This window comes from Sulfolobus islandicus Y.N.15.51 (assembly GCF_000022485.1).
Lineage (GTDB): Archaea > Thermoproteota > Thermoprotei_A > Sulfolobales > Sulfolobaceae > Saccharolobus > Saccharolobus islandicus.
Genome location: NC_012623.1, coordinates 1,766,518 through 1,779,135, shown reverse-complemented (window position 1 = coordinate 1,779,135; position 12,618 = coordinate 1,766,518). Strand labels below are relative to the sequence as shown.

The following is a 12,618-nucleotide window of genomic DNA, read 5'->3' as shown; positions in this document are numbered from 1 at the left end:
TTGGATATATTTATTATAATAATATTCTCTAATAGAAAATATGTGCTTATAATCACATGAACCTTACATTAATTATGGAATCTAGACATAACTATAATAAATGGAAATGTATTTAAAAAACTCTTTTTCCAATAATTAATTATTTTACATTATATAATAAAATGTGAAATTGCATCATCAATTTCATTAACATCCTTTACAGTTCTCTCTGGCTTTACTCACGGCTTTTCCCCAGCCCATTCTAGCAAGGAGATTCGCTGGACTAACTACAACCTCAATCTCGTTGTCACATGTCTTAATCGTTAAAGGATTATCTGAAGTAATCTCACAACCTCCATGTCTTCTAACTAAATTCATTAACTCTGAAAGAGATATATCATTAATTATACTTGTTATTTCGTTACATATATTTTCAGAGATAGTATAGATTTTGACATTTGCAGATGCACCACTTAAGCTTAATTTCGTATTTATACAAAGTTCCATGAGTGAAATTTCGTTAAGTTATATAAAAATTTTTCCTCTATTATTTGATATTATATAAGAAATATTGAATTTACAACAGTTTTTTATTGCCTTCTAATAGCTATAATTATGACTACTATAATAGCGGTAATAGTCAATATTATTATTAATATTAACGCTGTAGTATTTAGGGTATTATGAGATATTAGAGTCTGGGTTATAGTTATACTACTATTTAACATAGTAGAAGAACTGCTATTTAACGTAATTGTATTACTATTTAACGTAGTTGAAGGTTGAGAGTTTGTTATAATGTTAGTAGTAGTTTCAGTCGTAGTTTCCGTATTATTAACCAATTTAATGTATTCAGGCGTTATGAAGAGTGGATGAGTAATTTCTATTTCATCAGATCCATTAAGTATGTATGTTGTCCCGTTTACTTTTATGACTTTAGGAATAACTATAACCGAACCGTTATTATACCACCCTGAAATACTTCCATTAGGTAGATTTATAAGTACTAAAAATTGTGAGATAGCTTTAATATCAACTTGTAGTGATGCATTAACAATGAATTTCTGAGGTAGACTAAAAATCTCTAACCTTGCGTATGGATTTAAGTATTCATACATAGGAATTTCTATTATTGTACCAGCTGGATAGTAACCGCTTACAAGGGTTCTATTAGTACCATTTATTATAGCAAGTATTGGCGGTCCCGTGAAATTAACATTAACGTAGTATTCTACAATATAAGGTATTTTAATTGGCATTGGATAATCAACAATAAAATTGAAAGTTCTAGTGATATTATAGATCTCATATTGACTTATCGGAATTATTTGTGGAAATACTTGAATTATAGACCCCCTATTATACCAACCAGAACTTAATTCTTCTTTAATACCGTTTACATAAGCGGAAACGTTGACATTTGTAGTTACATAATATTGTATAACATAATTAGCCATTATAGTATATTCCCCTTGTTGATTTATAACAAAGCTCCTAGAAGTACTATTACCGTTAATAGTTACATTAGTTAAGATTAACCTAGAAGTACTATTAATATATTTCTCATTGATTAATGTTATATTAGCTGGCAAAATAACGACATATGTCCTATTAACATTGTATATAGTACCATTTATATAATAATATGGAAATGTAGAGACTACGTCAATTTTGGCTATTTTAACTGGATGTATTCCTACAAATTCAAGCAATTGATTAAAATACGGATTATCCCAAAGTCCAAACGGATCTCCATTCCAACCATTATAATTCCAAATGCCTATGAGGTTTATAGCCATAGAATTTAATTGAGATATCACGTCTTCGTAATAGTTTATAGTGTCTTGATATCCTATCGTAGAATTAAAATCAATATATGTTGTTGATGCAGGATTAATGTAGCCCTTAATATCACCGTCACGAAAACCTATTTCACCTATAAAGAAACTAACACCTTGTTGATTCGCAAAATTTTCTAGATCTAAAATTTGATTAACGTAATTATTGGGTATGCTAATTATACCATTTACGTAGCTATAAGAAGGATAAGGATATACGTCATACCCTATGTAATTTAATGTTATTCCATTAGATTGTAAATACTCGAATACACTTTCTACTGAACTTACGCTCTGACCCAAATCTGTGTAATAGAATAACTTAGCGTTAGGTAATATTTGCTTTATCAGTGAATACACTTCGTAATAGCCATAGTTGCTTAGATCATTCATTTCTGAGACTCCTACAGCTAACTTTTCGCCACCGTTTGTAACGTTAGCTATCTTATGAAGGGTGTAATTAAGTAGAAGCATTTGAGCATGTGTAACATTTGTTAGATATCCCCTCCAGTTATCAGTAGTTAGAAAGAAGTTGATGAACAATAAATTAGAGGAGTTATAGAGCATATCAAGTTTAGATAACTGTTCAGAAATCCAATATTCATTGTTTCCATAATTTAACGCTTGTTGTAATGAAACGTTTTCATTTCCTAAATTGTAAGTGTTAAAAGGAAAAACTATACCAACAACTAAATTCTGTAGATATGGTAATAGGTTTTCATAAGTACCATTAGACGGACCCCAAGGTACTAGCCAGAATAGAAGTCGAGGATCACTCGAAATATTGTAAGCTAAAGAATAGTTTACAGGTATTAAAGACGTTAAGACTAAAATTAAAATAATAAAGTTTGTAGCCTTACTCATGTGTTATAGTATAACTAATATAATTAATAAAGTTTACTCTTCATGTAATTCGAATTAAATAGTAAATAATAGTAACTCCAATTAATTGTAGAATTATTCAATTACACCATAATTACACACGAGACTAGTTGTTAGTTTCTCTAATAACGTAGAAGACTAAATACTTTGATTATTACTCAGTTAATGCGACATGAAGTCTGGCCTACGAAGTTTAAAGGTTGAACGTTTTCTTAAATAACGTAATATCAATAATACGACAGCTCCTCCAATTAATAAAATGATGGATGGAATTAAATTCTTTGTAAAAACACCTATTACAATTAGCAAAATGCCTTCAATTATAATAAACCAAGCAAGTGGTTTAATTCCATTAATTAATGGTAAGATAGTAAATATACTGCCATGTATAATGCCTTCCAAATGTCTGTAAACATATATTGCAATTATAATTGCATATAATATTGAAATTAAAGTCGTAAATTGTAACAGTATCGAAGTTATCATTAGAATGGAAAAAGAAGAATAGCTAAGTGATAAATAAAAATTATATATAAATGAAAATAATATTATAAATAATATTGAAATAATAGATAATAAAGATATTTTTAATATTATTAATATTTTTTCCATTTTTTATCACTTTTTCCTATTTTTTAATTCTCTTCAGTTCATTTTGAATATATTTTCTATCCTCTTCCTCTAAATAGTTTGATAATATCTCGATCTTACCAATTACTTCTTTATTCTTAAGCGCTAGACCCCTTAAATCTACATGTTGATTAAATACTCCTTTCTTTGTATTCAGTAAATCGCTAAAAGCGTGTTTGATCTTGTCTATATATTCGGAAGCGTCTTCAACTTTATTATTCTCAACCCATTGTACAAGGAGATTAAAGCAGTTGGTATTGTTATCTAAATAATCGTGAATATGAGTGCCTATGATTAATAGACCGTCCTTATTTCTAATCGTTTCATTAATTACATCTTTAATTTCACTTTTATCGAAAAGATTAAGATAAGATTTAACACTAACTCCATTTTCTTTAAGGTATTCGACTATTAGCTTTTTGCGTTCCTCTTTCGTTAGATAAGGAATTATTTCTTTAAGCAGATTAGTATCGATAACGTTAGGCTGTTTAACTTTAACATAGTTTAGTAACGATCTGAGAGGTTCTTCATCGTAATTCACAAATGTATAATACATAGATTCTAAAGCGTTTAACAATAGTGGATAATTACGTAATTTTTCTATATTTACGTTTTCTTTAGCTAGTAATTCATTTAATTCATTAAACTTTTCCTGTATTTCAAGAAGAATTCGGAAGATTTGGGATAGTTTTTCGTAAGCTCCCTTATCTTGCTTTTTTATATTTTCAATTATATTGCGTGACGGCAGTTCTGGATAGTGTCCTATTTTATATATTGCTTGTGTAAAGCAAGGGTCGTTTGTAGATACATGAGAGTCAGGACAATTCTTCAATATAAGATTATATATTTCTATTGCCTTTTCACCAAATATAGCTTCTAGCTTACAATATAGTCCTGAAGGCTCAAGGTAATGGCAATGTTTTTTTATGAATTCAATTAGTGCCTCTTGATAACTTTTCCCCTCTTTCATCTCAATATTAAGGCTTTTCAAAAATTGATAAATATTAACAAATTTAAATATTATTTCAGTAGATTTCGCTTTTTCTAGATAATCCATAATTAATTGTTTCGATCGATAATCAGGTACTTCGTCAGTTCCTCTATAAACAATTATATTAAATTTAGTTGGGTCTCTTGGGGATAAATTGGTTACATATGTGAAATTTCCTCCTTTTCTTCTAGCTAAAGCTTTGATTAAATTAGTTGGGTCATTTGAGTAAAAAGTACTTTTACCATTAAGCCAATCGTTAAGTATGTTATCTACATAGCTGTTGGAACTGTTAATTCCCGTTGCATTGACTCTTAATTCCCGTTGCAAACTTATTTCGTTTTTTCTGAAATTTTCATAAGAGATAAACTTTACATCTGTATCAAACATATTATAATTTGCTTTTTTATATTCATCTATATCCAATACCAATACATGGAGATGCACATAAGGTCTTCCTTCGATTACTCTATCCTCACCGTATGCTATAAAAGCCTCTTCTTCATTAAAGTATTGCGAATAGCCAGTTATTACTACATTGTTATTAGATTTAGGTAAGAAATCAAAGACTTTACTAATTTCATTTAGCCATACATTTCTCAGATAATCTCTTTTATCGTCAGGATAAAAGTTTACAATTATTCCTTTCTTATAGGATTTTATTATGTGACCTTTAACTGTTATATCACCCATATTAATCACTTTAGTACTTCTTTAATCCAATCGAAGATCCGATCGTATTCCTTCTGCGGATAGTCAGGCAATCTAATTCCTCCAGGAGGTATACGCTTTGGTCTATAGTAGGATATGAATATCGGAACGTCTTTATCTAAATTTCTTAGCAGGTTTAGTATTTCAGGCTCTATGTGAGTCATAAGTTTTATTCTGTCATTATAATTATCCCACACGTTAAATCCTAAATTCGTTTCGATGTATTCCCTGACTTTGTCATAATGTGTCAAAACGATTCCGACACGTGGTTTATCTTTTCGTTCTAATCTATAATTAACAAGATTGGTCACAACATTAAAATATCTTCCTAATAATGATTTGATATCATCATTATCGTCAGATGCATTATTTTTAGAATTAGTAGAAATCGCTGATAAAGCATGATCCAAGTTTATTAGAATTAAATAAGCTTTAGCATTGAAAATAAAATCGTGTATATATAGTAAATCGTCTTTAGTTATTCCCAGGTTTTCTAACCTTTCTCTTAACTCCTTATTCCATTGGTTATAGTCAAAGTCTTCACTCTTAGAGTTGAAAATGAAGTCCATAATTGGCTGATATAATTCACCTGCTAAATCCACAATAGGTATATTAACTTCTCCACTACCTAGTAATTTAGGATACGTAACAACGAGTCTTCCAACATAAGGTTTTTTCGTAACTTCAGTAGGTGGTAAAGGTTCGCCGTTCCTCAACTTCGCCAAAATTTTATACCATTCCGGGAGTGGAAAATCGTATACGCCCGGTTTAATAATGTATGTTATCCTGTTATCGATACTGGCTAAATAGTCTATATGTATAGCAAGTAAGCCCATGAAAGTTGTCTTGCCTGCACCTCTATATCCCATTACCACTACTGATCTTTTAGCAACACCAATTGATGTTTCCTGATTACTATCAGCCTTATTATTTCCAATAATTGGTATCCGCATTTTCATCAAATATTAAATAGTGTAAGAGTTTAAAAACTTTTAGTGACTCAATAGAGTGAAGTAAGAATGTATAATTAAGTGAACTTATATAACAAGTTAATACATTTCTAGTTATTCGGCTATCTTCTGGAAATCGAGAGCACGCCCTATAATACTCTAATTATATTCATTAATCTAATTAGACTATCAAACTTTATAATAAGGTTTATATATTAGCACTTGAAATTGAGAAATATGGCAAATTTATTTGAAAATAGGCTTGTAAAGATATTACTTCGTAATTCTGCAATAGCTGTAGCTAAGGCTTACAGATACATTAAAAGAATAGACGTACCCCCCATAGAGAAATTAAAAGCTCTCAGTAGAATAAGAGTAAATAACAAATTGATAGGTTTATACGCTGGGGAAGCTAAAGCGGTAATGACGGGTCGCTTTATTAATGTTCTTGAAGTATATGATGCGAAGATTTTTCCGTATAAAAATGTTGAAAAAATTAATGGTGAAGTAACTAAATGCATAGCTGATTCGATTCGTAAACTAGGACCTAAAGAAACTATAATCGAATGTTGTAAACAAATGGCTGGATCGCTATTTGAACAAGAGCCGAAAGAAACCATAGAAGAATATTGTAAACAAATGACCGATTTAATCTATAAACTAGATGATAAAATAAATTGTGAAGGTGATGTAGAAGAATATAGTGAAAAAACAAGATATTCTATTTATTTGACAGAATTTGAAAAAAATATGAAAGAACGCTCTGAATCGTTCAAAGTTCCTAGGGATCGTATTTATCAATTAATTGATCTAATTGATTACATACAGACATTACTTCATGAATATACACACTGGTATATGTTGGCAGGAACGAAAACTGGTATTTTGATCAGCCAACTTTCATGGAGGGAGAGAATCGATATCATAGGCTTTACTGGTTTAATTTACGATAAGATAAACTTAGGGAAAATTGTTGGAGAACAATTTGCAAAAAAAGACAAAGCTGACATTATCGGAGAAAGATTAAATGAAGGTGAAGCGAAAAAAGTTCTAGCCAATATGAATATGCTTTTAGACGAGTTGGCTAAAGATAGAAAAACTATTAAATACTTTTCATCCATACTTTCAGATTTTAATCATCAGATTAAAATTTTGGATATCATTAGTGTATTTATTGAGCCACCAACCTGGGCTTTAGTAGAGAATGAAACGTATTTTTACAGAAATGCAGATAAGTACTTTGCAGATGGTGATTTGAAGGAGTATGCTAAACGTGTATATGAACGTAGTAAAAGTCTTGGTGACTACGAAAAAGTAGTGAATAGAGTTAAGAGGGCTTTACAAATCGATTTAACTCAATACTCAAATAAAGATTTAAATGATATCTTAAATGACATGTTAGAAAAATTTGAAGAAGATGATTCTAACTTAGATATGTCATTTTCAGATGTATCATTAGGATCGATACTTATGGATCTAATCTATTATTATAGTAAGAATCCTTTAGAAAAAGAGAAAATAAACATTATTACGTCTGCTGTGATACGCGATGCGGAAACCTTAAAGTATGTTTTTAAGATAATGTCAAGATACAAAGGGGAGTTAAATCCTCATGGCTTACCAAGTGTTTGTAGTGATTTAGTATATGAGGGTAGACTAATTGGAGGATGTTTCAATCCAGACGTTGGAATTACTGGCGATAAACCAGTAAAGAGACCATTTGGATCCTTGGAAGAAATAGTCGGTAATCTCGCATTATCCCTTAAACCTGCACTAATCTTAGCTTATCTTTATTCATTAGATGATAAGACTGACTATAAAAGAGCGGTGCAAAAAGTATCCGAAAGACTAAAATATTTAGGGATTGATGACTTTACTAAAATAGCGATTGATGAGATTAAAGACTTAAAAATACAATTAAATAAAGAGGTATTTTATGATATAACAATAGAAAAATGCTTAAATAATGATGATGAAGTAGTTTGTGAGAAAATAGGGGAATTTCTTAAGGAATTTCTAAGGTATTGGATATATATCGTGTTAAGACTAGGGAGGGCACAAGAAATGTTACCGAATAGGCATGGCATCTTCATATTCTAAAGGTGAAAAATATGTATGATGCGATAGTCGTGTTAGGAGGAGGAGAACTGAGCGAGGGTAGGATTAATGAAGCAATAAGGTTATATAGACAAGGTATAGCAAAATACTTAATCATAGTAGGAGGAAAAGACGATTATGAAAAAATGTATAAAAAAGCCTTAAAAGAGACCAAAAATATAAAAAACATCTATTTTGATGGTAATTCTTCAAGTACTATAGATAACGCGTTCTACGCCAAGAAAATAATTAGGAAGCTAAATATAAGGAGCATACTGATAGTTACGTCGAAATTCCATGTAAAAAGAGCAATTAAATCATTCGAGTTATTTTTAGGTAATGAATGCAAAATAGATGCAATAGGCGTAGAAGACAATCCAGATACTTACATTCTGCTAAAAGAAAGATATTTAGATGAGATTCTATACCTATATGACTACTTAAAGGGAAGAGACGATGAAGAAATAAAGGCCTTCTTTGATACAATTGAAGGTCCACTTAATAAGATCCTTAAAAGGGCTTACGAGCTAGGACTAATGGAAGACCCTGAGATTGATAAGTAAATGAGATTATTAACCATGTCCACATTGAGTTATATTTTATTTCAAGAAAGGTGCTTTGTAATTCATTAATGCTGGCGTTGAACTCACCTTCAATCTAACGTTTGATTTCGAATTTAAGAAAATTCATTTACCTTTACTTTTATAAGTCCACTTAATCACTATGACGTTAAGTAATAAGCCTTTCAGTCAAACTCTAAGCATAGTGCCAACTAATATTGCCAAGGAGTTCAACGAATTCCTAGCATTCCTCAACACTTACCTTATAGAACCATAGAAGGAGTATTGAGGGTCTTAGTAGCATTTTATGGAAAATTCTAAAGTTAAATAATTTTCAAAATTATGTGGAGATAAATTTTGAAGTTTCATTATATACATATTAGATTTTTATGATATATCATAAAATTAAATATAAATATTAATGGAGTCCTTTATAAGAATACTATGATGCAAGGATTTTCCAATAAATACTATAAGGTATTTTATAAGGTTATTGATTTCGCACTATTCTATAGCTTTAGAAGCTTGAATCTATTACCTAAGTTAGCAAAACTGATACTTAAAGATTACCTAATTGAACTGTTGAAGTTTGATGATGAGTATTATAGGGCTCTTGCTTTGTGGAAGATAGCAGGTAGAGTTTTATCTACTGATGAAGTGAAAGAATATTTAACTTATTACATAGCGCTTTTAAAAAGCGAGAGGGAAAATCATAGGTTATGGATGTGGAAACTAGTTCCTAAATTCATAAAAATATCCGATAAAAAAAAGATAATGAATAATCTAAACTATTTCCTTGAATTATTAAAATCCGAAGACGAAGATATAAGAATAGAAGCATTACTGAACGAGGAGGATATAAAACAGTATTCAAAGTACTTGCTAGAACTTTTGCAAAGTAAAGAGAAGTCCATAAGAGTAAGGGCTTGGCGTTTAGTTATAAAATTACTCACAGATTTTGATAAAGGAATAAATTCATAAGATTTTAGTGACGCTGTCCAGTTTGAGCAAAATTGAAACGTTATCATAATTATAATATTTCATATTATACAATTATTTATTATATTTAACTATAAAGAATAATATAATATGGATTAATAAGATAAAATACAAATAATTGTATAGTTTTGTAATAAAATTTACTGTAATTACATACTTAAAATAACATTATTTATGCCTCAAAAGCTTATGAAGACACAGAGATAATATATGTGAAAACCTTATTACTACCTATTCTAATTAAATATTGTGAAGAAGAGGGGATCAATAATTTTAATGCCAGAATCACAGCTTGAAAAGATGGCTAAGGTCAAAAGAGGAGAAATAATAACATTTGGGAGATTTAAGGTGCTAAGCGTTGGGAGTGAGAGTAAGAATAAGGTTAGAAGCGATAACGGGTAAGAGTACGGAGATCGTGGCTCTTTTAAATAGTGGAGCTGAAAGTCCAGAGCCTAGTATAGCATTACCTACTGAAATTGCTGAAGAGTTGAAATTAAACGAACTTAAAGCTGAAACTACTTACTCAGAAGAGGCTACTACGTACGTGGAAGTTAAGTTATATAAAAAGGCAATAAAGGGTACACTATTGGATAATGGAGAAGAGTTAACTTCAGTTATTTTAGATGTTGCAGTAGCTGAGGGTTTAATAGAGCCTCTACTCTCAGATTCCGCAATAGATGCTTTTAACATAGAAATAATAAGTTTTAGTAAAGGACTCTGGAGAATTAGGAGAGAAAATAAGATTCGAAAAAGTGTTTGAAACATTTAATAATCGATTATGAATGTTCATCTCAATACTAACAAAATAAATAATAATTTATTTCATTTATTGCAATTGTTTTTGATTAAACGAAATTTTATTAGCATAAATGAAGAATTTATAAACCCTTATGAGACAAATATAAATGGGGAAAGATATGAGTTCTCTTAAGATCTATAAGGAATTGGATTTAACTAGTTCGTCTTGTGCAGGTCCTATAGGTGAATTATCTAGCGTTGTTGATGAGTTGAGGGAGGGTGAGGCTGTTAAGGTAATTTTGGGTGATGAGGCTACTAAGAAGGATATAACATTATGGGTTAAGAAGAGGGGTTTGAAGCTAATACAAGAGTCACAAGAGGGAAACAAATACATACTATTAATAGGAAAGTGACTTTTTAATATCTGGAGATAATAGTAAGTCAACATATTTTAAGGCTATTTTCATTCCCGATGTTTCTGGTGGGTGAAGTTCATCTAATAGTGGGTTCATCCATACAATTTTTTTACATCTTCTTTTAATAATTCTCATCTCTCTATCTAATAGTTCTAAATCACCTAAATCCCATCCATCGCTAAATATTAGAATGCTATTATTATGATGAATTAAGTCTCCGAAATTTCTTCTAAGCATATATAAAGCCTCACCTATTTTAGTCCCACTACCATAGGATACTGCTAAAGCCAATTTTCTAACGTTTACCTTATATATACTTGTAACTTGAAATAAATTGGTGACTCTCCTTAAATCAGTACTGAAGTGGAATATTTCTGATTTAGGTATATTTCTCTTTATAAAAAACGATAACAGTATAGTTTCCTTAAAGAAGTCCTTCATGGAACCAGAAACGTCACATAGTAAAATCAAATTTGATTTGTTTATCTTTCTTACGGACTTAAGGAGATAAGGAGATTCCATCGAGTATTTAGTCTCGCTCCTTATAGTTCTCCTCATATCTATCTCTCCTTTATCTTTAGGCTTAAATCTACGTCCCTTGTAGTTCAAAGTAATTTCTTCTACATATTTTGCAATCTTTGACCATTTAATCAGATCGCTATTTGTTATTATAAAACTGGGTAATTTTGCCTTAGATTCGATGCGGCTATAAATGTAATATTCTGCAGCTAGATAATTGCTCTGAGTTATTTTACCTATTACGGAATTCTTTTCTTCTTCCCTTTTATTGCTCTCTAATAAAGTAAAATCCTTTATAAGTGTTGCCTTAAGTATTGCCCTTATTGTATCTAAATCCTTATCTCTTATTAACTCTAAAGCCCTTAAGGCATCTATCGTCTCATCAATTCCTACATTCCTTCCCATTTGCCTCAGTATGTTAGCTATTTTTACTATTGCTATTCTTTCCTCCACTTTTTATCACCTCTTTAAAATGTTTTACGTCTTCCTCATCCTTAAGTAAGGTGACTATTAATGCCTTTATTTCATCTTCAGAGTTCAGGAAACTCATTGAGGAAACGAAGTCTATTGTCTCAGCTATACCTGGCTTATGTATTATCTCTTCATCTCTTCTTATCTCGTTTATTATCTTTATAGCTTTTCTTGTCCTTTCCTCATCAACTCCCTTAACCTTTTTCTTAACGATTTCTAATTCCTTCTCCTCAGTGGGGTAAGATAGGTATAAGTAGAGACAACGCCTTTTTAAAGCATCAGAAAGATCCCTAGTTTTATTGGAAGTTATAAAAACATAAGGCTTATGTTTAGCCCTAATTGTACCTAACTCTGGAATTGTAATCTGAAATTCTCCTAAAAATTCAAGGAGAAAACCCTCAAACTCTGGATCTGCTCTGTCTATTTCATCTATTAGTAAAACTACCCTATTTTCAGACCTTATGGCCTTTAACAGAGGCCTTTCTATAAGAAATTCCTCACTATATATCCTTTTCTTTATTTCTGCCTCATCTTCTTTCTGTTGTAATAGTTTTATTTCCAACAGTTGCTTAGGATAATTCCATTCATAAAGTGCGTGTGAGTAGTCTAGCCCTTCATAACACTGTAACCTTATCAACTCAAGACCTAAAGACTTTGCAATAACCTTAGCTAATTCCGTTTTCCCGCATCCTGGAGGACCTTCAATTAGTAGAGGTTTTTCCAATTTTAATGCCAAAAATACTGCAATTGCTGCATCTCTTTCAATTATATAGTCTTGTTCCTCTAATAATTTAATTAATTCATCGACACTGTTTAACATTTTCTTCACACTAAATTTTT

At 30.6% G+C, this 12,618-nt stretch carries 12 protein-coding genes; 6 read left to right on the top strand and 6 right to left on the bottom strand.

Annotated features, from left to right (window positions below; all coding sequences use genetic code 11):
- Positions 1-186: 186 nt before the first annotated feature.
- The 4 genes from YN1551_RS09795 to YN1551_RS09775 form a co-directional block, all read right to left on the bottom strand.
- Positions 187-486 (bottom strand): hypothetical protein, encoded by a 300-nt coding sequence (locus YN1551_RS09795; RefSeq protein WP_012717675.1) that lies wholly within the window; start codon positions 484-486, stop codon positions 187-189.
- 83 nt (positions 487-569) lie between these two features.
- Positions 570-2,681, bottom strand: coding sequence for a hypothetical protein (locus YN1551_RS09790; protein ID WP_012717674.1), 2,112 nt, complete (start codon positions 2,679-2,681; stop codon positions 570-572).
- Positions 2,682-3,327: 646 nt separating this feature from the next.
- Positions 3,328-5,010, bottom strand: a complete 1,683-nt coding sequence (locus YN1551_RS09780; protein WP_012717672.1) for a hypothetical protein — start codon at positions 5,008-5,010, stop codon at positions 3,328-3,330.
- Between the two features lie 5 nt (positions 5,011-5,015).
- Positions 5,016-5,987, bottom strand: a complete 972-nt coding sequence (locus YN1551_RS09775; RefSeq protein WP_012717671.1) for a hypothetical protein — start codon at positions 5,985-5,987, stop codon at positions 5,016-5,018.
- A gap of 228 nt (positions 5,988-6,215) precedes the next feature.
- Between YN1551_RS09775 and YN1551_RS09770 the strand changes: the two genes are divergently transcribed.
- The 6 genes from YN1551_RS09770 to YN1551_RS09750 all read left to right on the top strand — a co-directional run bounded on the left by YN1551_RS09770 (position 6,216) and on the right by YN1551_RS09750 (position 10,785).
- Positions 6,216-8,078, top strand: coding sequence for a hypothetical protein (locus YN1551_RS09770; RefSeq protein WP_012717670.1), 1,863 nt, complete (start codon positions 6,216-6,218; stop codon positions 8,076-8,078).
- Between the two features lie 11 nt (positions 8,079-8,089).
- The gene (locus YN1551_RS09765) at positions 8,090-8,638 is read left to right on the top strand and encodes a YdcF family protein (protein WP_048052467.1); all 549 of its coding nucleotides are present in this window, start codon (positions 8,090-8,092) and stop codon (positions 8,636-8,638) included.
- A 441-nt stretch (positions 8,639-9,079) separates the two neighbouring features.
- Entirely contained in the window at positions 9,080-9,616 is a 537-nt protein-coding gene (locus tag YN1551_RS09760) for a HEAT repeat domain-containing protein (RefSeq protein ID WP_012717669.1), read from the top strand.
- 267 nt (positions 9,617-9,883) lie between these two features.
- On the top strand, positions 9,884-10,036 hold the full coding sequence (locus YN1551_RS17085; protein WP_012715907.1) for a hypothetical protein: 153 nt from the start codon (positions 9,884-9,886) through the stop codon (positions 10,034-10,036).
- Positions 9,999-10,394 (top strand): hypothetical protein, encoded by a 396-nt coding sequence (locus YN1551_RS17530; protein ID WP_238527813.1) that lies wholly within the window; start codon positions 9,999-10,001, stop codon positions 10,392-10,394. Before YN1551_RS17085 ends, YN1551_RS17530 begins: the two co-directional genes overlap by 38 nt.
- Positions 10,395-10,539: 145 nt before the next feature.
- A complete protein-coding gene (locus YN1551_RS09750) occupies positions 10,540-10,785 on the top strand; it encodes a sulfurtransferase TusA family protein (RefSeq protein WP_187146852.1) in 246 nt (81 codons plus the stop codon).
- Here the strand turns inward: YN1551_RS09750 and YN1551_RS09745 are convergent.
- Both YN1551_RS09745 and YN1551_RS09740 read right to left on the bottom strand, forming a co-directional pair.
- Complete coding sequence (locus tag YN1551_RS09745; RefSeq protein ID WP_012717667.1) at positions 10,771-11,760, bottom strand: VWA domain-containing protein; 990 nt, start codon at positions 11,758-11,760, stop codon at positions 10,771-10,773. The genes YN1551_RS09750 and YN1551_RS09745 overlap by 15 nt on opposite strands.
- The gene (locus YN1551_RS09740; RefSeq protein ID WP_012715911.1) at positions 11,726-12,598 is read right to left on the bottom strand and encodes an AAA family ATPase; all 873 of its coding nucleotides are present in this window, start codon (positions 12,596-12,598) and stop codon (positions 11,726-11,728) included. Before YN1551_RS09740 ends, YN1551_RS09745 begins: the two co-directional genes overlap by 35 nt.
- Positions 12,599-12,618: the final 20 nt, after the last annotated feature.